This is a genomic window from Rhodocaloribacter litoris, assembly GCF_011682235.2.
GTDB classification, from domain to species: domain Bacteria; phylum Bacteroidota; class Rhodothermia; order Rhodothermales; family ISCAR-4553; genus Rhodocaloribacter; species Rhodocaloribacter litoris.
Genome location: NZ_CP076718.1, coordinates 4,104,543 through 4,124,236 on the forward strand (window position 1 = coordinate 4,104,543; position 19,694 = coordinate 4,124,236).

Genomic DNA, 19,694 nt, shown 5'->3' on the forward strand with positions numbered 1-19,694 from the left:
GAAGGCAAACGCGGCCGATACCTTCCCGGGCGGGAAGCCCCGGCAGCGGGGCGGCTGGCCGGACCGGGTGAATCCCGGGGGGACCCCGTCGCATTTAAGGACCGGCTTTTTCAGCGACGCATTCGCATGGCAACGGTGGCGGAAAGCGGAAAAAAAGTTCGCCAGAATATTCTCCGCGGGGTTTACGAGGACAACCTCCGGACCGTGCGGCGGCTGGGGCCGGAGCCGCGCACCGGTGCGGTTCCCCGGCGCCGTGCCGCTCCCCGGATGGCCGGCGGGCTGGTATGGCTGCTGGGGCTGGTCGTTCTGGTCGGCGGCCTGTTGTCGATGGGGGGGGACCCGGCGCGTTCCTCGGAGGCCGGAGCGGGCGAAGGCACCGTGCGGATGACCCTCGGCCTCTCGGCGGTGCCGGAGCAGCCGGCGCGGGCCGGTGCGGTCCCCACGCCGGAGCTCGTCGCCAACCCCACCGTGGCGCGCCTCTACGGGCTCGAACCCAAAACCATCGTCATCGACCCGGGACACGGCGGGTATGATCCCGGCACCACGGGGCAAAGCGGCCTGACGGAGAAAGAGATCACGCTCGACGTGGCGCACCGCCTGCGGGCACGGCTGTCCCGGTATCCCGGCTACCGGATTCTCCTGACGCGCGAGTTCGACGAGAAGAAGACCCTCAGGGAGCGAATCACGTTCGCCAACGAGAACAAGGCCGACCTCTTCATTTCCATTCACGTCAACTGGGTGCCGGACGCCTCGCTGGTGCCGATCGAGACCTATTACTACGGGCCGGGTTCGGATGCGAAGGCCACCCGGCTGGCCCAGCGGGAGAACCGTAACTCCGGCTACACCCTGGCCGAGTTCAACGAACTGACCCGGCAACTCGGCCTCGAAATGAAGATCCAGGAGTCGCGGGCGCTGGCGGGGTCGATTCAAAGCGTTTTATATCGTAATATGCGCCGGATCAACGAGCACGCCAGCGACTGGGGGGCCAAGACGGGCGACTTCATGGTGCTGCTCGGGGTGCAGGCGCCCAGTGTGCTCGTCGAGATCACCAGCCTCAGCAACCGGGAGGAGGAGGCCAAGCTGGGCACCAGCGCGCACCGGGAAGAGCTGGCGATGTTTCTGGAACAGGGCATCGTGGGTTACCTCCTGCCCGCTGCCAACGAGAACGAACCAACCGAACATGCCGCCGAAGAAAAAGACTAAGGAAGCTACCGAGATTCTGTACGTGGGCGTCGATCTGGGGACTTCACGGAGTGCCGTCTCCGCCAGCAACGAAAAACGCCAGTGGGTGGAGAGCTACGTGGGCTGGCCCCGGGACTTCGTCTCGCGCAAGCTGCTGGGCAAACCGGTTCTGTTCGGTGAGGAGGCCCTCAAGAACCGCATGGCGCTCACGCTCGTGCGCCCGCTCGAATACGGGGTGATCCGGGACGGCACGGCCCGCGAGGAAGAAGCCATCCGCGAACTGATTCACCACCTGATGGGACTTGCCGAGGCCGGCGAGGACAAGGCCATCTATGCCGCCGTCGGGGTGCCGGCCGAAGCCCTCAAGGTCAACAAACTCGCCATCCGGGACGCCGTCCGGGAGTTCGCGGACTCGCTGATGGTCGTCTCCGAGCCGTTCGCCGTGGCCTACGGCCTGGGGGCGCTCAACAACGCCATGATCATCGACATCGGCGCGGGCACGGTCGACTTCTGCGTGATGCACGGCACGATGCCCGGCGAAGAGGACCAGCGCACCCTCACCACGGCCGGCGACTACATCGACCGGCAGCTCTACGACCGCCTCTCCGAGAAGTATCCGAACGCGAAGTTCAGCCTGCCCTACGTCCGGAAGCTGAAGGAAGAGCATGGTTTCGTGGGCGAGACCAAGGGCAAGGTTACCGTCAAGGTGCCGGTCGAGGGCAAGTTCGTCGAATACGAGGTGACGGAGGAGGTGCGGCAGGCGTGTGAGCGTATCCTGCCTCCCATCGTGGAGACGACCATCGACCTGATCAGCCGCTATGAGCCGGAGTTCCAGGAGCAGGTCCGGCGAAACATTTACCTGGCCGGCGGCGGCAGCCAGATCAAGGGCATCGCGACGGCCCTGGAAGAGGCCCTGCGCGAGTACGGTTCCTTCAAGGTGAGCACCGTCGAGGATCCCCTCTTCGCCGGCGCCGACGGGGCCCTGGCGCTGGCCCGCGACATGCCGGAAGAGTACTGGGAGGACATGAGCTGAGGCGTACCCCGCCGACCGTTATAGAAAGGGGGGGAAGGTGCGGAGAGGAGGGGCAGAGGCCGCTTCTTTGAGTCTCGGTGGGATAGGACATATTGGATGCGTGACGCGTCCTTAGAAGTAGTGTACCTTTCTTTCTGTAAAAGTAGTTGTCGTCGTCGAGCTGTGGACAAGTGGGCAGCATGTCTGTCCACCGCTTGAACAGACGAGCGGCCATGATTTATCCTTTCTCTTGCCTTGTTCCATCTAAGAAAGGAGGACATCATGACCGCTCATCCGATGCAAGATACGACGCTCGACCGGCTCTTTGAACTACTCAGCCAAGAGGGCCTTGATGCCCTCGGACGGGCCTTCGTGCTGTTGTTGAACCAAGCCATGAAGCTCGAACGCCAACACTATCTCGGCCTTGAACCCTGCGAGCGTAACCCAGATCGGCGCCACGACTGGGCCAACGGCTACAAAGACAAGACCCTCAAGACCCGCCTGGGCGAACTCACCTTCGAGGTTCCGCAGGTGCGTCAGGGCGCGTTCTACCCGAGTGCCTTGGAAAAAGGCCTCCGTTCCGAAAGGGCGCTCAAGCTGGCCCTGGCCGAGATGTATGTCCAGGGCGTCTCGACGCGCAAGGTGGCCCAGATCACCGAGCACCTCTGCGGTTTCTCGGTCAGTTCAAGCCAGGTCAGCCGGGCCAGTGTCTCGATGAGTTGCTCGACGAGTGGCGGGAGCGCCCGCTGGGTTCGTATCCGTACCTCTTTCTCGACGCCCGGTATGAGAAAGTCCGTCAGGGTGGGCTGGTGCGTGATTGTGCCGTGCTCGTGGCCAGCGGTGTCGCGCTCGATGGCAAGCGGGAGGTCTTGGGCGTGTCGGTCTCCTTGAGTGAGGCCGAGGTGCACTGGCGCGCGTTTTTGCAGTCGTTGCAGCGGCGGGGCCTGCATGGGGTGCGTCTCGTCATCTCGGATGATCACGCGGGGTTGAAGGCGGCACGGCGGGCGGTCTTTGCGGAGGTGCCCTGGCAGCGGTGCCAGTTTCATCTTCAGCAGAACGCCCAGGCCTATGTGCCGCGTCAGGCGATGAAGCCGGATTTGGGGCGCGATCTGCACCGGGTCTTCAACGCCGCTGACCTGGCTGAAGCGCACGACCGGCTGGCAGCTCTGGTCGAGAAGTATCACGAGAGCGCGCCGAAGCTCTCGCAGTGGATCGAGACTGACCTGATCGAAGGCCTGACGGTGTTTCGCTTTCCAGAGTCTCATCGGCGTCGTCTTCGCACGACGAACATGCAGGAGCGATTGAACCGGGAGATCCGTCGTCGCACGCGTGTGGTGAGTCAGTTTCCCAACGAGGCCTCGTGTCTTCGCCTGGTCACGGCGGTGGTCATGGAGATCTCGGAGGAGTGGCAGGCCGGCCGGGTGTACCTGAACATGGACTTGCTCTTGACAGAAGACGGGAATGGGTAGATCCAACTTTTACAGAAAGGATGTTGCGCTATCTCCTTAGAAGCAGGAATATCCCGCCTTTAGGCGGGGGGCAAGGAGACGAAGGCCGTTGCTCGGACGGCAGGGATCTTATTGTTTCTACATGAATGCCCGAGAAGTGACGTCTCCCTGATCGAGTTCTTCCAGGAGCTTCCAACAGTACCATTGCATGCGAGGAATGTGGTAGGGGCCTTTCCAGTAATTACCTTTCAGGGGTACGGACAAGCGTCCATCCCGATGCAGGTAACCGTACCACTCGCCATAGAGAGCATCCGGGAAATGGGTGTGCGTCCAGTTGTGGACCTGGGCGTGCCACCGGGCATAGCGTTCCTCGCCCGTTAGGACATAGGCGAGCAGGGTGGCGATGATGGCCTCGCACTGAGGCCACCAAAACTTCATATCATGCCAGTACTCTTGGATAGGCAGGTTTTTGACGTCGCGAAAATAAAAGAGGCCGCCGTACTGGTTGTCCCACCCTCGCTGCCACATCCAGTCGAGCATCGTAGTGCCTAGTGCTGTGTCAAGTTATAATTGACGGGTATAGCCGCTTCAACTTCACCCGCGCATCCGCCGTCGTGAACTGCCAGTCTACACCCCGCTGCTTTGCGTTGCGCGCCTCGTACCAGGCGGCGATCTCGCCCTCTAACTGCGATGCATTGCCGATGCGGCGACAGAGACCCTGACGAACCAGCACCGAAAGCTCGATCTCGGCCATGTTCAACCACGAACCATGCACCGGCGTCGAGACTATCTCCAACTTGCGCACGATGCGCCGGGCGCGCTCGGCGTCGAAGACCTCGTAGAGCGCCGAGGCGGTGTGCGCGGAGAGGTTGTCCTGAACCAGCGTGATCGTCTCGGCGTCTGGATAGAGGTCTTCGACGAGGTGGGCCACCACACGAGCCCAGGTCAAACGGTCCTGACGCTCCTTGACGAGCACCTTCCGGAAGCCGCCCAGGGGCTCGCAGAGCATATAGAGCGTGCGGGTCCCTTCGCGTTTGTACTCGTAATCCACGTGCCGCACCCCGTCGGCACGCGTGAAGGGCTGTCGCACCTCGCTGATGAGTTGCTTGCGCGCTTCGTCGAGGCACACAACCGGTCGGAGCGGGTCGTAGGGCCGGGCGTAGACATCGAGCACTTGCTCCATCTGGCAGACGAAGGCGGCATCGGCCTGAGGAATTACCCACGACTTAACGCGCCAGGGCTTGAGTTCGTTTTTTTAAGCAACTGCCGCACGCTCTCATGCGAGATCGATTCGACGTAACCGAGTTCGATCATACGGTCAGCCAGAAGGCGGAGCGACCACCGGGCAAAGCCTTCCGGCGGCTCTGAACAGCGCAGGGCCACCAGATGAGCCTCGACCTGCCCGTCGAAGATCTTCTCTTTAACCGGTTCGCGTTTTTTGCCGTAGAGAGCCACCTCGAAGCCTTCTTCGACGAAGCGCCGACGTAAGCGCTCGACGGTTCGGACACTGACGTTGTAGCTTTCGGCGATGCGTTCATCGGTCCAGGCCGGTGCGCCCTGGCTCTGGTCTGCTTTGAGCAGCATGAAGGCTCGTTTGACCGGCGGGACACCTTTTGAACGCCGCTCAATGAGGTCATCGAGGTGCTGGCGTTCACTGTCATTGAGCGTGACGCAGTATTTTTTGGCCATGGCAGGAAGTGGCTTCAGGAGTGAGCGACTGTTGAAGCTACTATCCTACCCGGCAGATGATCCTTGACGCAGCACTAGGGCGATCAAGTCCGCATCGCGATTCCGGCACCTGGCCTCATGCAGGATGAACCAAGCGGCTTCGATTGCATGACCCGGGTTGAGCAGTCGGCCGTCGAAGTGGTCGATGAATTCTCCATGCGGACCAACGTTTTCCATCACGGCCTCGAACTCCGGCTTGAGGAAATCGTGGCGGATCTCATCGATGCACCGATCGATGACCTCGGTTGCTCCGGGGTCATCGATCGTCTCGCGCAACACCTGAGCCACGCCCAGGGTGATCATTGGAACTCCCAGGCTCTTGAGCCTCCTTGTTTCGGAGATGGTCTTCGGTTCGAGCAGACCGGGGGTGGTGGTGAGGCGGAGAAACCGCTGGAAGAGATCCCGTGCCTGCGAAGCGCTGTGATCGTCCTGCGCGGCTCTGGCATAGGCCGCCAGGGCCATGGTGGCAAAGGCTTCCGAGTAGGCGTAACGGCGCTTCCGCAGGGGCTGGCCTTCCCTGGTGACAAGGAAAAACATGCGCCCGTCCGCGTCGAAGCCGTGTCGGAGCAGGAAGGCCAGGGTGTGGTGTGCCAGAGCAAGCCATTCGTCGCGCCTCTCAACGGTGTTGTAGAGCGTGGCCAGTAGCCAGGCAAACCGTCCCTGGGCCCAGATGGCTTTGTCGGTGTCGAGGATGGTGCCGTCCCGATCGAGCGAGGTGATGACGCCGCCATATTCATGGTCGACGCCATGCTCTATCCAGAAGGGGAGGACATTATCGAGCAGGCCCGAACGGTAGGTCTTCCTGGCCTGAGCGAAATGTGGGGGGCTCATGGTCGTAGCTCGCCGTCGGATGACAGAGGGATGTCAGAGGCGCGGGCCCATTCGAAAAAACCCATGTTTTCGAGGGCCTGCCTCATGGCCCGCAGGGCATCCGGTCCGGGAGTTTGTAACGGAAGGCGATGGCCGCCCAGATCGAGCCCGATGAGGCTCATCACGGCCTTCAGCCCACCGCGACCGCCGTGGTGAAGGATGGCCTGGATCATCCGGTTGGCCCGGGCTTGGAGGTGCTCGGCCCGTTCCAGGTTTCCCGTTTCAACGTAATGCAGAATACGGCGGAAAAGAGGGGCGGCAAAGTTGTACGTGGAACCCACGGCACCGCGCACTCCCAGCACGAGCCCGCTGAGAAACATTTCGTCAACACCGAAGAGCACGTCGAAGCGCCCCGGCTCGATGTGGCGACAGGCCTGCAGTTCTTCGAGCCGGCGGTCGGAGAACTTGATGCCGGCCAGGGTGGAGAGCCGCTTACTGCCTTGCTGGAGAAAGGCTTCCATACTCAGGTGCACCCCGGTGAGGGCCGGAATGTGGTAGTAATAGAAGGGCAGTTCCGGCGCGGCCTGGGTGATCTCGGCAAGCGAGTCGACGAGTACCTCAATGGTTTCGGGCTTGAAATACTCCGGAGGCATGGCCGAGATGGCATCGGCGCCGATGTGCTGAGCATGGGCGGCGAGCGTGCGGGCCTCGGCCAGACTGTTGTGTCCGACCTGAACCACGACGGGAAGACGCCCCCGTGCAGCCTGCACGTATGCTTCGGCGACAGCCATACGCTCTTGCGTCGTCAGAGAGACGCCCTCTCCCGTGCTGCCGAGGATGTACAGGGCCGAAACGCCATCACGCTGGAGGTGATCAACGACGGCAGGAATGCGGTCAAGGTCCAGGGCGCCGTTCGCTTGCAGAGGGGTAAACGCCGCGGCTACTAGACCGGTCAGGGGTTTGTATTTCATCTCAGTGTAGGATCTTTTTCTCGCGCGGGTGCAGGTTGTAGATCGTCAGGCCGGCAAGCGGTTGTCCCCGGTGGGGGATCAGGCAGCTGGCCAGATAGCCGACGGCAAAGCAGGTCATGATTCCGATCGCTGCGTAGAGGAAAAAGTGAATGGGGGTAAACATCTTCACCAGGTAGAGTACAACTATACTGGCAGCAACGCCAATGAGAGCACCGGCGCCATGGGCACGCTGCGTGAAGATGCCAAGCGCAAACAGGCCGGCTAGGCTGCTCCCGAACAGGCCGATGATTTCCAGAAACAGATCCCAGAGTGACTGCACCGGGTAAGTCGCCAGGAGCAGGCCCGTTCCGGTCGCCATGATGCCGAAGGTCAGGGTAAGCCAGCGGGCGAGCCGGAGCCGGCGCTGCCCGGTGGTTTCGGGAATGAACCTGCGGTAAAAGTCCGTAACGATTACCGTTGCGACACTGTTCATGCTGCTATCCAGGCTGGACATCGCGGCTGCGAAGATGCCGGCGACAAGCAGTCCTGCCACACCCGCCGGGAGTTGCTGAACAATGAACATAGGGAAGATGGCGTCGGTAGGAAGGGCCGGTTCCAGCAAGGTGGGGTGCTGCTTGTAGAACACATAGAGGGCCGTACCCAGACCGAAGAAGATGACGGCGGCCGGAATCGTGAGCAGCGCACTAGTCCAGATGGATTGTGCCGCAGCCTTTTCGTCGCGCGTTGTCAGGTAACGCTGCACGACAGTCTGGTCCGCCGTGTAGGGAACGAGGTTGCCGAGCAGATTACCCAGCAGGACGACCCAGACGGATGTGGTCGTGTAGTCCCAGCTCCAGGTGAAGACGTGGAACTTGTCGTCGGCAGCGGCGGTCGCGAGCAGGCCCTGGAAGCCCCCATCGACTTCGAGGGTGATGATGAGGAGGCTCAAGAAAGCCCCGCCGAGCAGGACGATCACCTGCAGTACATCCGACCAAACAACGGCCTCGATCCCTCCGAGCGCGGTGTAGAGGGTAGCCAGCAGGCCCGTAGCCAGAATGGCCAGATAGATGTCGATTCCCGTCGCGGCAGAGAGAGCCAGGGCGGGCAAGAAGATGACCACCGCCATCCGCCCCATCTGCAAGAGCACAAAGGCAAAACTGCCGAAGAGACGGACGGCGACGTTGAACCGTTTCTCCAGGTACTCGTAGGCCGTCGTCACCCGGAGCCGGCGGAAGAACGGAAGGTAGAGCAAGACGATGACGGGCGCGATCAGGACAATGCTGACCTGCCCGAGGATATATACCCAGTCCGTGGCATAGGCTTTGGCCGGGATGGCCATGTACGTGATGGCGCTGAGCTGGGTGCCGAAGATGCTCAGGCCGGCCGCCCACCAAGGAATACGCCCGCTAGCGAGGAAGAAGTCCTCGTCGCTCTTTTCCCAACGCATGAAATAAATACCGATCCCCACGAGCAGGAGAAAGTAGGTCACGAGGACCAGGTAGCTGGCCGGCGCCAACGAACCGGTGTGAGGAACGGGGCGGGCACTGAGGATCTGGGGAGAACGGGTACCGGGCCGGATCTCCCCGCTGGGGATGACCAGGCGGTCTTCCCATGCGACGAGCGGCGTGGTCACGTGGGCAGCGGGGAGCGTGTCGAGCACGGCCCAGGTGTCGGTGATCGTGTGGTAGGCCAGGATCTCACGGCGAAAGCCGGGATGGCGGTCTTTCAGTTCTTGGACGCGGGGCACGTCGGAACCGTCGTTGCCGCCGAAAACGAGGAGGTGAGCAGGGCCATAGGCCGGGGTCGGTGAGGGAGCCGCTGCGGCAGGCCAGGGGAGATCGGCCAGACGCTCCCATCCCTTTTCGGGGTTGTACCGGTACGCGTCGTTCAGGAAGCGATACCGGAGCCCTCCCTGCCCGTCGGGTTGGAGTTCGGTGCCACTGATCAGATAAAAGGCGCCGTCCAGGGCAGCGGCAACGGCATTGAACCGGGCCGACCCCGGCCAGGGTGGCAGGGCGCGCCAGCCCGCCTCGACTGCCGTGAGGTCGAGGGCCCAGAACTGCCGCTGTGCGACAGAGTCGGCCGGGTGTTCGAGGCCACCGGCAACATAGATCGTCTCGCCGGCTCGGGCTGCCGCTGCGAACGCGATGGGCCGGGGCAGCGGCGGCAGCGTCCGCTCCTGTACCAGGCGCCCGCGCTCCCAGCGGAGCGAGAGCACATCGGAAACGTGTTGCCGGGCGTCGCCGCCACCCAGGCAGAGTACGGTGTCGTCCAGCGTCAGCGCAGCGCTGTAGCCACGGGGCGCGTCGAGCGCATAGCCGGTGTGCCAGACGTAGTCGCCACCGGGCGTCTGCTCCAGCACGTAGACGGAATCGGTCCAGACCTTTGTACCGCCCTCAAAGAGCGAGACCGGGAAGTGGGCTCCACCGGCTACGATCAGGGCCCCGTTGGACACGCCCGCACAGGCACCGGCCACCCCGAGCGGTTCCGGCAAATCCGGCAGTGCCTCCCAGTCGTAAAGCCGCCCCTGTGCCCGTGCAGCGTGGAACCCGCTGAGGCCAACCCCGATGGTCAGCAGCCAGATCGCCAGGAACAGGGTACGTCTAGCTATCATGATCGGAACTTTCCCCGTTGGCGTGGTCCAGATCCAGCTGGTTCTCGAGGACCCTTCGGAAGTGATTATCTAGATGCAGGCGCATGGCCCGGCGATACTCGTCGGGGGTGCCACTGCGCAAGATGTCTACTAGGCCGCGGTGGCTGATGAACGGCCGGGTCGGGTCGTGTCTGGCCTGTAAGGCTTTGTCGTGTACATACCCAAAGATGGGGAGAAGCAGAGTCTGAAAACGCTGAAGGGTCCGGTTTCCGGAGATCTCATAGAGTTTGCCATGGAAACGGGCCTCGAACTCGATATCGAAGAGGAAAGCACTCCCACCCTCCGGTTCGTCTTTCACAATTTCCTCAAGCTCCCGAAGATCTTTTTGCTGGAGACGAGAAAAGACTAGGTCGGCCATTCCTACCTCAAGAACGAGCCGAAGCTCGAACAAATCTTTAAGTGTTTCTTGGTCGAGAATCTGCGGTTGTAGGACGCGTTCTATGTTGGTGAGTACATCAGGATGGGTTACGACACTTCCTTTGCGCTTATTGGACTCGATTAGCCCCCGCACCTTTAGACGGGTCAGGGCTTCGCGGACAACCGTGCGGCTGACACCAAAAGCGTCGGCCAGTTCGGTTTCTTTGGGTAAAACATCACCGACTTTGACTTCGTTGCTGGCGAGAAAGTCCATGAGCTGGATTTCGACCAGGTCCACCAGCGAATGCGTCGGGATGGGTTTGATCCGATGCTTCATCGTTTACGTGCCCGGTTTTCGTGTACAGGGGAAAGGCAAGCTCGCGTGAATATATGTATGTCATAATCGCTCCAGGCGTTGCACGGTGTGAGATGGTATAGAAAAGTTCACCGATCGACGTATTTCCTGATGACCTCATACCACCGGAGGTAGCCTCTGCCGTTGAGGTGCAGTCCGTCGGACGAGAGCTCTTTCATGAGCTGTCCGGACGCGTCGCGCATGGCCGAAGCCACATCCACGTAGGTGACGCCGTCCCAGGTGACCAGGCCGACAAGGCGTTCGTTGAGGGCAAGAATGCGCTCGTTATGGCGGCTGCCGTCCTCTCGGCCATAGACGGGCAGCACACTCTGCAGGTAGATCTCCGTCCCGGGCGTTTGCCGGCGGATGGTGTCGATGATCTCAACGATCTTCGCATACACGTCCGCTACGGATTCGCCATGGGCCAGATCATTGGTACCGACCAGGAGGAAGATCTTTTCGGGATGACCGGAGGTAACCTCGTCGAGGCGGGCCAGGATGCCCCAGGCCGTGTCGCCGCTGATGCCGCGATTGGTTACCCGCGCCAGGCCGGTCAATTCCTGCCATTCGCAGCCTTCGGTGATGCTGTCTCCCAGGAAAACGATTTCCCCTTCGGGATTGGGAAGGCTACGAAACAGCGAGACCCGATGCTGCCAGTGGGGGCGCTGCACGACGAAGGCCGCCTGGCCGGAAACCGGTACCGGCAACAGACAACCTATCCCGGAAACAAGAATGATGACACAAAAAAATCGCATGGTTTGCATGCTTCTGATGGCAGCAGCGTCTAGCGGGTGTTTGCCGGCGTATCCGCACTATCGGTAAGCCATTCCAGCGAGAAGCGCACGAACACGTTTTCCGTGTAGTTGTCCTTCTCGAAGAGAATGCCGATGTCGCCGTTGGCCAGCACAGTCATCGACGGGTAGGCCGCGCTGCCCGGATAGATGGTTTTACCATAGGGCCAAGTCTGGCCCTCATCGTAGCTCAGGCGCACGGTCATGTTTTCCCTGGCGCTCGCGGAAGCGGCATTGGCGAAGAGGAGCCAGTTGCGCTCTGCTCCGTCTGCTGTGGAGGTGTAGCGGACGATACTGCCATTGACGCCCGGATCGATGAGCGTCGAATCTGGCCTCGAACTCCAGGTTTTTCCCTTGTCGTGTGAGCGATGGATCCACCGCACGCCAGCTTTATTGACCCGGCTGTTGATCATCCAGGTGCCATCGCTCAGTTCCACCACCTTGGACTCGTCGCCCGGTTTGATGGGCGTGTCAATGAGAAACCACGAGGCACCATGGTCATCGCTACCGAAAAGATGCAGTCCTCTGTTCAGGTTCACGAGTGTGTGCAGGAGCCACCTATCACGGGTCTGGATGCCACGTCCCGACGTGATGAACTTGAAGTCTTGATGCCATTCGGGCTTGGTTATCTGGGTCGTAATGTCCTCGGGCCCGTGCCAGGTTTTGCCGTTATCGTGGCTGCGCATGAGGTGCAGGTAGTAGACATCCGGCTCTTTCTCCAGGTCCATGAAATTGTAGAATAGAAATATTTCCCCCGTCACAGCATCCACGATCAATGATGGATCGGAGGCCGATTGTCCATCGGGAAAGTCCACGATAGTTTCGATCAGCGACCAGGTGTGGCCGCCATCGCTGCTTCGTCTCATCACAAGGTTAATGTTACGATTTCCCCTGAGGTCGGCGCACGAGGGTACGCGCTCGTCGATGACGGCGATCAGGTCCCCGTTGGGAGCCGTAGCGAGGGCAGGGATGCGATAGCAGGCAACCCCTTCTCGCATGCTTGTATTGAACAGGTCCTGATAGGTGATGACACCGGGGGCGATGCCAGCTGGTTGTTTTTGGGCACAGGCTGTCAGGGCAACCAGATACAGGCCGAGGCAGGTCAGGAAGCGCATGGGATGTGGCTTGGAGACGATGGATTCAATAGCCCGGGTTCTGTTCGATGCTGGGGTTCAGGCTAATAGTTGTCTGCGAGATTGGCCAGAGCAACAGGTGTTCTTGCCCTTCCCGTCCCTGCAGTGAGGGCACCAGCTCGAATGCTTTGCCGAAGCGTACGAGATCCCACCATCGTTTACCTTCGAAGGACAGTTCTAGGAGGCGTTCCTGCAGGATGGCATCGTCGTTATCCGCCTGGCTGCCGCTGACGAATTCATGGGCTGGGAACGCGTCGCCGTAGGCGCGTTGCCGGACCTGATTGATCTCGGGTGCTGGATCCTGACCGAGGCCGTTTTTGGCTTCGGCAATCATCAGCAGAACATCGGCATACCGGTAGAGAATCACATCGTCCAGGAACTTTCGAGACCCACTTTCTACGAAACCCCGGAATTTCCTCACGGCGGAAGCATAGAAGGTGGAGTCACCATTCTCCGTGAGGGTGTACAGCTCCACGAACGTGGCATTTTTGCGCTGGTCGTCCTCGGTGAACTGGTTACGGAGGAGCTCCGAGGGCGCCCAGCGGTTGAGACCGCCTCCGGTACCGATCAGGTTGCGCCCATACTCGGTAGCGTTCTCGGGGATTTGATCATCACGCACATACATTAAGTTGTTATAAGTTTCACCGGACTCCAGATCTCTGAAGTGAACAGCCATCAGAATCTCCCGGTTACCCTTGTTCGAATATCGGAAGATTTCGTCGTAGTTTTCGAGCAACCCGACGTCGGCAGACTGCGCGTTAAGGAGTGCGGCGAGGGCCGTATTCAGATCAGCGTTCCCGCCTCCCAGGCGCTTGGCCGTCCAGAGGTAGACATCCCCCTTCAGAGCTTCGACCGCCGGCTTTGACCATTCACAGCGGCAGGCAGGGAAGCCGTTGTCCGGGAACAGGGACAGCGCCGCCTCAATGTCTTCTTTGATGAGGTCGAATACCTCGCTCACACTGTTTCGTGGTCTGAATGTCTTCTCCGGGTCATACTCTTCGGTCGGCTCGGTCACGATGGGTACGCCGCCCCAGGTCCGGGCCATGATGAAGTACACGTAGGCCCGCATGGCGTGAGCTTGGGCCAGTATGCTGTTTTTCTGGGCTTCGCTGTTGAAATCGATACCGGGAACGTACTTCAAGAGCAGGTTGGCATCGTGCACGACCGTATAGAGGCGGAGCCAGTCGGGGCCTGCGAACGTGGCATCAAGCGTGTTGAGGAAGTAGCGTTCGCGGCCTTCGGACGCCTGTAGCCCGAAGGAGAGTTCTTCACTGCGGGCCGCACCCCAGATGTAGAGGTTCGAACTGGCCTGATCGCGGAACCGGGCGTACATGCCGTAAAGGGCGCCGGTCGCGTCGTCCGGGCCATTCCAGAAGGAATTGACGGTGATCTCACTGGTAGGTTTTACATCCAGGACGTTATCGCAACCGGTGGCAGTAATCGCCAGGCTCAGGAGCACGAGTATAGAAAAACGGGTCATGACGGGATCTCCAGTTTGGGTAGATGCTTCACCGAAGTTGGCCACGCTCAGAAGCCGATATTGACGCCCATCGTGATGGAACGCGGGAGTGGATACCGGCCATTGTCAGTGCCACCATCTTCGGGCAGCAAGCCCTTGTAGGCGGTGAAATAATGCAGGTTGCTGCCGGTCAGGTAGACCCTTGCGGAGGCTAAGCTGAGACGCTGCACCCATTTTTGCGGAAGCGTGTAGCTTGCGGTCACCTCCCGCAAGGCCAAGTAGTCTCCCTTCTCGTAATAGTACGAGGTGCCCCGGTTACCCCGGAAAATGTTGTTCTGTGCGAGCTGGTCGGCCCAGTAGTAGCGGGGGATGTTGGTTCGATCGCCTGGCTTTTGCCAGGAACGGAGCACTTCGTCGGTGAAGCCAATGTCTCCCTGCGTCTGGCCGTTGTATGCCAGGAGCGTCTGGTTGAAGATGGTGTGTCCCAATGCAAAATCCATCCGCACAGTCAGGGTGAGATTCTTGTAGGAGAAGGTGTTTATGATTCCTCCGGTCCAGTCCGGAAAAATGTTGCCGACGTAGACCTGATCTCGCGTGTCGATGATACCGTTGCCGTCCAGGTCGGCCAGGATGGCATCTCCGGCTTTTTTGGTCTTATCAGGGCCACTGATCAGCATGTCGAGTGGGGCATTGGCAGCCTCTTCGTCGGTGGCATAGACCCCTAGGTGTTTCCAGATGTACAGATCGCCAATAGGTTTGCCTTCCTGAAGGCCGCCGACCCACACGTACTTGCCCTGTTTAGGGTCGTATACTTCGATGCCGCCGATGCGGTTATTCTCGTTGCCGTTATCGGGCAACCTCAGAATCCTGTTCTGGTTGGTGGCGGCATTGAAGCTCGCGCGCCAATTGAGACCATTCGGGTTGTCAAAGATGCGGGCGTTGAACTCGAACTCGAAACCGCGATTTTCGAGGGAGCCTAGGTTGGTTAGAAGGCTGGAGAAGCCAGTAGACTGAGGTAGTTCGAGAGAGGTCAAAAGGTCACTTGTTACACGGCGATAGTAGTCGACGAGCAGCGTGATGCGGTCGTTCATCAGGCCAAGATCAAACCCGACATCTACGGTCTTTGATTTCTCCCATCTCAGGTTCTGGTTTGCCATCCGATTGTTTTGTATGGCGGCCGCCCCGCTGTACCGGGCTCCGACGCTGTAGAGGCCTTGGGCATGGAAGTCGGAGAGTCCTGAAATATTTCCGTTGACACCGTAGCTGGCGCGCAGCTTCAGGCTCGACATGAAGGCGGGCAGGGTGTTCCAGAAGCGTTCTCGGTGCAGGTTCCAGCCAGCCGAGATGCCGGGAAAAAAACCCCAGCGATTATTGGTTCCCAGGTTGGACGCCCCGTCATAACGGGCGGATGCCGAAAGCAGATATTTTTGCTTGTAGTCATAGGTTACCCGGCTGAAGTAGCCCAGAATAACCTGATCGGTCGAACTGCTCCACACACTTACGGGCTCGGAAGACGCATTTAGCGTGGGAACGAGGTCCGTGGAGGCTCCACGCCCGGAGGCACTCGCTTGATACAGCTTCCGATCGTAATAGGATGCTCCCAGCTTGGCCTGCAGGTTGTGATCCCTGCCTATGCTGGCATCGTAGGTGAGTACCCCGTCGATCTGCCGCTGCCAGTAGATGCTGTTAAAGGCGGAAGCGTCGCGTGAGTCCACAAACTGGGTCGGCGTGTTCCAGTAAGACATCTGGAAGGAGTTGTCAGTCGCCCTCACGGAATACAGCGAGGCCGAGGGCTCAAAGGTTAATCCGGGCCTAATCTCCCACAGGCCATGCAGCCCGAGCGTCATGCGGTCGACGCTGTTTTTCGCCTTGATCCGGCTCAGGTGGTAAAGTGGGTTTCCGATGCTTCGGTTCTGCCCCGGTGCAAGCGAGCCGTCTTCGTAGGTCAGTTTGGCCGTTGGAGGCAGTCCCAGGGCCCGCTGGAAGATCTGGAACTCGCTGAAGACGCGGTTGTCGCTGGCGTTGCTGTAGTTGAACTGGCCGTCAAAACTGAGGTTGTCCCTTACCTGCACACGGCCGCCCATGTCGACGGTCATTCGACGATAGCCGGTTCGAATCGTGATGCCTTCATTGTCGAGGTAACCGAAGCTGAGGTTGTAGGCAGCATCGGGACGGCCGCCGGAAATCGACAGGTAGTGGTTCTGCGTCAAGGCAGGGTCGAAAAGAACATCCTGCCAGTCGGTCTCTTTGAAGATGATCGTTTTGGTGGAGTCCAGCGGGTCCGGCATGCTTTCCCATCCCTCCTTGAGCTTGTGCTCGTTCTCTGGGGTCAGGTATTGTGTGGTGAAAGCCGTGCGGTTCGAGAGATCGTTTCCAGTGCCGAAGCCGACGGGGAGACCGAGGCGAAAGAGCACATCGGGACGTCGCTCTGCGGTGGCGGCCACCCCGAGGCGCCCGAAGTAGATATAGTCCCGCGCCGAAGCCAGCGGCATCCGCTTGCCCAGTTCAGAGATCTGCAGGCTCGACGAATAGTTGATCTGTGTACGCCCGGGCTTGGCGGACTTGGTGGTGATGATCACAACGCCGTTGGAGGCACGTGACCCATAGATGGCCGTCGCCGCTGCATCTTTGAGAACCTGGACGCTCTCGAAATCCAGCGCGTTCAGGTCATTGATGTTGTTTCGAATGACGCCGTCGACGATGTAAAGCGGTTCTGCAGCGTTTGGATTGTTGATTGACGTGCCTCCTCGGAGAATGACGCGCGGTGCAGCACCGGGTTGCCCGGTCGTCGTCTGGACCCGCAGACCCGGGATGGTACCCTGTAGGGCAGAGGCGGGATTTGCGTATGGGATGTATTGCAGGGCTAGGGTATCCAACTTGGAGATGGAGGTTGTGAGCGTTGCTCTGGATTGCTCTCCATAGCCAATGACCACCACTTCGTCGAGGTTGGAAATAGATACGGTCAGCGCGACATCGAGAACACTCCGATCTCCAAGTACCACTTCCTCTGTCTTGAAGCCAATGGCGCTAAAGACCAGTGTGGCACCTTCCGGTACCTTGAGGCTGTAACGACCGTCTAGGTCGGTTGCAGTCCCGATGGATGTTCCTTTTACCACGACATTGACACCTGGAAGGGGTTCTCCCGTGTCTTGAGCGGTTACTCTGCCGGTCACGACCCGGTCTTGTGCCTGTGCCTGCAAGGCAAGCACCAGTATCATAGCCGGCAGAAGCCATACGGAGCGGGCTACTGTGTTCATGGCGCCAAGCTTTGTTGGTTGGGGATGGCTTGTTCTTCTGAGGAAAAGAGGCTCAGGGACCTCGCAGAAGGCAAGATGTCGATCATCAATGCATTATGTATAACATAATTCAAAAAACTGGATCCGTCAAGAGAGGAAAGGGAAAAGTGGTCGGATTATGGATCGTGGAAATGAAGTGGATCGGGCTCTGGACGGTACGGACCGGGACGCCTATAGTATGAATTGCCGAACCCGCTCAACATCTGCGCGGTGCAGAGCTGTCTGCAAGACCCGTGTTTGCCGGGCGCGATAGAACCCCTTGAAGTGAAGGAATTGCGTCAAAGGGAAAACGCTTGAACATAATTGCCGCGGGTGTTTGCCCGGCGTTGTGTTCGGCGAGGCGTCGTTCGAGGTTGTACGTGTGGCCGATGTAGAGTCGGCCGGAGGAAGCCGATTGCCGGACGTAGACGTGGCAGTCCATGGCCGGCGCGGATACGAAAAGAGCCGCCCTCGTGCTGGAGAGCGGCTCGGTGTCGGGGTGGCGGGATTTGAACCCACGACCTCCTCGTCCCGAACGAGGCGCGCTACCGGGCTGCGCTACACCCCGAAAAGGTGGCCCTTCAACGCGGAGCGCGCGTCGAAGGATCCAAAAGCTACGAACCGCGGGCATCGTGATCCAACGGCATCCGGGCCTCCGGCCAAAGTTCAAGGTTTATCCATATAGCGATGGGAGGGGGCGGGCGAAAGGGCTGGCATAACTGATCCGGGGCGTCGTACCTTGGCCGGCCGGCACACGGCCTTCGTTTGTGTGTGCAAAAAAAGCGCTTTCACCTTTCGAACTCGTCGTTATGCATACCCTGCAGTTCCTTCGCCCTGTTGGTGCGTTGATCCTCGTCGTTCCCGTGCTTCTGGCGCTGGGTGCCTGTGAACGGCACGAAGATGCCGGCGGGTCGGTTGCCCGGGCGGCCGGACCCACCTTTGCCCTGGCCATCCATGGAGGGGCCGGCACCATCCGGCAGCGGGACATGACGCCGGAGCAGGAGGCCCGGTACCGTGCCGTGCTCGAACAGGCGCTTCGGGCGGGACACCGCATCCTGGCCGAAGGGGGGACGAGCCTCGATGCCGTCGTCGCCGCCGTCACGGTGCTCGAAGATTCGCCCCTCTTCAACGCGGGCAAGGGGGCCGTCTTCACCCATGAGGGCACGGTCGAACTCGACGCCGCGATCATGGACGGGGCCACGCGCAACGCCGGCGCCGTTGCCGGGGTGAAGCACATCCGCAACCCGATCCTTCTGGCCCGGCGCGTCATGGAGGCCTCGCCGCACGTGCTGATGATCGGCGAAGGGGCCGAGGCCTTTGCCCGCGAGCAGGGCTTCGAGATGGTTCCCAACGAGTACTTTTACACCGACCGGCGCCGGGCACAGCTGGAGCAGATCAGAGCCCGGGAGGACGACCTGGGGCGGGCGGTGCCGGCCGGGGAAACCCTCTCGCCCGGCGCCGACAAGTTCGGCACCGTCGGAGCGGTGGCGCTCGATCAGGCCGGCAACCTGGCGGCGGCCACCTCCACCGGGGGCATGGCCAACAAGCGCTTCGGCCGCGTCGGCGACGTGCCCGTCATCGGAGCGGGGACGTATGCGGACAATGCCACGTGTGCCGTCTCGGCCACCGGTCACGGCGAGTACTTCATCCGGGGCGTCGTCGCCCACGACATCGCCGCCATGATGGCCTACGGCGGCGCAACGCTGGAGACGGCGGCCCGGACGGTCATCATGGAAAAGCTTACCGCGATGGGTGGAACCGGCGGGGTCATTGCCCTGGACCGGCAGGGCAACGTCGCCATGCCGTTCAACACCGAAGGCATGTACCGCGGCCACATCGACGCCGCCGGGAACGTGACCATCGGGATCTACGGTACGGACTGAACGATCATCACGCCGCGTTTGCCGTGCTCCGGCTTCTCAAGCTGAGACGGCACCGCTTTTGTAGGGCACCGGGGACCGCACGGCGACCTCGCCCGTGCGAAGCTAAAGTACAACCCGTCAGCAGGGGGGCGTGATGATACCGGTGGCCGTGATCATTGACGAACGGTGGTCCGTGGAGATGGAACTGACCGAGGACGAGTACTGTGCCCTGGTGGAAGTGACACAGCGTGGTCCCCGGATACGCCCGGAGGTCCGGATGACGATCGAAGAGGAAGACGCCGTGCCCCGGGTGATCACCGGCGATCGATGCCGGCTCGTGCTGCGCTGAGCCGCCGGCTCAGCGCGGGATGCGCGGGTGACGGGCCGGCGTGGTCAGACGACGATGGGCCACCGCCTCGCGGTCGGGAGCCGCGGGGCGCAGCCGGTCATGGCGCCGCGGCGTCTGGGGCGACACGGGCAGCGGAGGACCGGGATCCGGCGGCGGGGGCTGGTCGTCTGCATCGTCGTCGTCGCTCTGGCGCATCATCTTGATGGCGTAGAGCCCGACCAGAAACGGAAAAGCACCGATGAGCAGGACTACGATCTCGAACATGACGACATCCCGGTAGGCGTGGCGAAGAACGGATGGGAGCGACGACGCATCACGCAAAGGTATCTC

At 60.8% G+C, this 19,694-nt stretch carries 15 protein-coding genes, 1 tRNA gene and 2 pseudogenes; 5 read left to right on the top strand and 13 right to left on the bottom strand.

What is annotated here, in order from left to right; all coding sequences use genetic code 11:
* Window positions 1-126 precede the first annotated feature (126 nt).
* The 3 genes and pseudogenes from GQ464_RS17040 (at window position 127) to GQ464_RS17050 (ending at window position 3,663) form a co-directional block, all read left to right on the top strand.
* The gene (locus GQ464_RS17040) at window positions 127-1,203 is read left to right on the top strand and encodes an N-acetylmuramoyl-L-alanine amidase family protein (RefSeq protein WP_166980275.1); all 1,077 of its coding nucleotides are present in this window, start codon (window positions 127-129) and stop codon (window positions 1,201-1,203) included.
* The gene (gene mamK / locus GQ464_RS17045) at window positions 1,181-2,215 is read left to right on the top strand and encodes a MamK family actin-like protein (RefSeq protein WP_166980273.1); all 1,035 of its coding nucleotides are present in this window, start codon (window positions 1,181-1,183) and stop codon (window positions 2,213-2,215) included. The genes GQ464_RS17040 and mamK overlap by 23 nt, the downstream gene beginning before the upstream one ends.
* A 261-nt stretch (window positions 2,216-2,476) precedes the next feature.
* Window positions 2,477-3,663 (top strand): annotated as a pseudogene (locus GQ464_RS17050) (IS256 family transposase).
* Between the two features lie 117 nt (window positions 3,664-3,780).
* Here GQ464_RS17050 and GQ464_RS17055 read toward each other — a convergent pair.
* The 12 genes and pseudogenes from GQ464_RS17055 to GQ464_RS17105 form a co-directional block, all read right to left on the bottom strand.
* Window positions 3,781-4,203 (bottom strand): annotated as a pseudogene (locus tag GQ464_RS17055) (AGE family epimerase/isomerase); the annotation flags it as partial.
* A protein-coding gene (locus GQ464_RS17060; protein WP_228350172.1) for an IS630 family transposase occupies window positions 4,202-5,331 on the bottom strand; the annotation gives its coding sequence in 2 pieces (ribosomal slippage) (window positions 4,202-4,899 and window positions 4,899-5,331; 1,131 coding nt in all). The pseudogene GQ464_RS17055 and the gene GQ464_RS17060, both read right to left, overlap by 2 nt.
* Window positions 5,332-5,376: 45 nt before the next feature.
* Window positions 5,377-6,201, bottom strand: a complete 825-nt coding sequence (locus GQ464_RS17065) for an AGE family epimerase/isomerase (RefSeq protein WP_166976560.1) — start codon at window positions 6,199-6,201, stop codon at window positions 5,377-5,379.
* Window positions 6,198-7,151 carry a dihydrodipicolinate synthase family protein gene (locus tag GQ464_RS17070; protein ID WP_166976559.1) on the bottom strand — a complete coding sequence of 318 codons (954 nt, stop codon included), beginning with the start codon at window positions 7,149-7,151 and terminating at the stop codon, window positions 6,198-6,200. Before GQ464_RS17070 ends, GQ464_RS17065 begins: the two co-directional genes overlap by 4 nt.
* A gap of 1 nt (window position 7,152) precedes the next feature.
* Window positions 7,153-9,744 carry a sodium:solute symporter family transporter gene (locus tag GQ464_RS17075; RefSeq protein WP_166976558.1) on the bottom strand — a complete coding sequence of 864 codons (2,592 nt, stop codon included), beginning with the start codon at window positions 9,742-9,744 and terminating at the stop codon, window positions 7,153-7,155.
* A complete protein-coding gene (locus GQ464_RS17080; RefSeq protein WP_166976557.1) occupies window positions 9,734-10,477 on the bottom strand; it encodes a FadR/GntR family transcriptional regulator in 744 nt (247 codons plus the stop codon). Before GQ464_RS17080 ends, GQ464_RS17075 begins: the two co-directional genes overlap by 11 nt.
* A 107-nt stretch (window positions 10,478-10,584) precedes the next feature.
* Window positions 10,585-11,259, bottom strand: a complete 675-nt coding sequence (locus tag GQ464_RS17085; RefSeq protein ID WP_166976556.1) for a GDSL-type esterase/lipase family protein — start codon at window positions 11,257-11,259, stop codon at window positions 10,585-10,587.
* A gap of 20 nt (window positions 11,260-11,279) precedes the next feature.
* A complete protein-coding gene (locus GQ464_RS17090; RefSeq protein WP_166976555.1) occupies window positions 11,280-12,401 on the bottom strand; it encodes a sialidase family protein in 1,122 nt (373 codons plus the stop codon).
* Between the two features lie 25 nt (window positions 12,402-12,426).
* Complete coding sequence (locus tag GQ464_RS17095) at window positions 12,427-13,899, bottom strand: RagB/SusD family nutrient uptake outer membrane protein (RefSeq protein ID WP_166976554.1); 1,473 nt, start codon at window positions 13,897-13,899, stop codon at window positions 12,427-12,429.
* 47 nt (window positions 13,900-13,946) lie between these two features.
* Window positions 13,947-17,135 carry a SusC/RagA family TonB-linked outer membrane protein gene (locus GQ464_RS17100; protein WP_166976553.1) on the bottom strand — a complete coding sequence of 1,063 codons (3,189 nt, stop codon included), beginning with the start codon at window positions 17,133-17,135 and terminating at the stop codon, window positions 13,947-13,949.
* A 235-nt stretch (window positions 17,136-17,370) separates the two neighbouring features.
* Window positions 17,371-17,595 (bottom strand): GIY-YIG nuclease family protein, encoded by a 225-nt coding sequence (locus GQ464_RS19270; protein ID WP_166976552.1) that lies wholly within the window; start codon window positions 17,593-17,595, stop codon window positions 17,371-17,373.
* A 52-nt stretch (window positions 17,596-17,647) separates the two neighbouring features.
* Window positions 17,648-17,721 (bottom strand) — tRNA-Pro (locus tag GQ464_RS17105).
* A gap of 241 nt (window positions 17,722-17,962) precedes the next feature.
* On the opposite strand from GQ464_RS17105, the gene GQ464_RS17110 reads away from it, so the two are divergent.
* Together GQ464_RS17110 and GQ464_RS17115 are read left to right on the top strand one after the other, a co-directional pair.
* Window positions 17,963-19,036: an isoaspartyl peptidase/L-asparaginase family protein gene (locus GQ464_RS17110; protein WP_166976551.1), complete on the top strand. Its 1,074-nt coding sequence runs from the start codon at window positions 17,963-17,965 to the stop codon at window positions 19,034-19,036.
* A 148-nt stretch (window positions 19,037-19,184) separates the two neighbouring features.
* A complete protein-coding gene (locus GQ464_RS17115) occupies window positions 19,185-19,364 on the top strand; it encodes a hypothetical protein (RefSeq protein ID WP_166976550.1) in 180 nt (59 codons plus the stop codon).
* A gap of 9 nt (window positions 19,365-19,373) precedes the next feature.
* On the opposite strand, the gene GQ464_RS17120 is transcribed toward GQ464_RS17115, so the two are convergent.
* Window positions 19,374-19,628: a hypothetical protein gene (locus GQ464_RS17120; protein WP_166976549.1), complete on the bottom strand. Its 255-nt coding sequence runs from the start codon at window positions 19,626-19,628 to the stop codon at window positions 19,374-19,376.
* Window positions 19,629-19,694: the final 66 nt, after the last annotated feature.

Coding starts and splice junctions, on each gene's coding strand:
- GQ464_RS17040 (WP_166980275.1), top strand. CDS start 127: ATGGCAACGGTGGCGGAAAGCGGAAAAAAAGTTCGCCAGAATATTCTC.
- mamK (WP_166980273.1), top strand. CDS start 1,181: ATGCCGCCGAAGAAAAAGACTAAGGAAGCTACCGAGATTCTGTACGTG.
- GQ464_RS17065 (WP_166976560.1), bottom strand. CDS start 6,201: ATGAGCCCCCCACATTTCGCTCAGGCCAGGAAGACCTACCGTTCGGGC.
- GQ464_RS17070 (WP_166976559.1), bottom strand. CDS start 7,151: ATGAAATACAAACCCCTGACCGGTCTAGTAGCCGCGGCGTTTACCCCT.
- GQ464_RS17075 (WP_166976558.1), bottom strand. CDS start 9,744: ATGATAGCTAGACGTACCCTGTTCCTGGCGATCTGGCTGCTGACCATC.
- GQ464_RS17080 (WP_166976557.1), bottom strand. CDS start 10,477: ATGAAGCATCGGATCAAACCCATCCCGACGCATTCGCTGGTGGACCTG.
- GQ464_RS17085 (WP_166976556.1), bottom strand. CDS start 11,259: ATGCAAACCATGCGATTTTTTTGTGTCATCATTCTTGTTTCCGGGATA.
- GQ464_RS17090 (WP_166976555.1), bottom strand. CDS start 12,401: ATGCGCTTCCTGACCTGCCTCGGCCTGTATCTGGTTGCCCTGACAGCC.
- GQ464_RS17095 (WP_166976554.1), bottom strand. CDS start 13,899: ATGACCCGTTTTTCTATACTCGTGCTCCTGAGCCTGGCGATTACTGCC.
- GQ464_RS17100 (WP_166976553.1), bottom strand. CDS start 17,135: ATGAACACAGTAGCCCGCTCCGTATGGCTTCTGCCGGCTATGATACTG.
- GQ464_RS19270 (WP_166976552.1), bottom strand. CDS start 17,595: ATGGACTGCCACGTCTACGTCCGGCAATCGGCTTCCTCCGGCCGACTC.
- GQ464_RS17110 (WP_166976551.1), top strand. CDS start 17,963: ATGCATACCCTGCAGTTCCTTCGCCCTGTTGGTGCGTTGATCCTCGTC.
- GQ464_RS17120 (WP_166976549.1), bottom strand. CDS start 19,628: ATGTTCGAGATCGTAGTCCTGCTCATCGGTGCTTTTCCGTTTCTGGTC.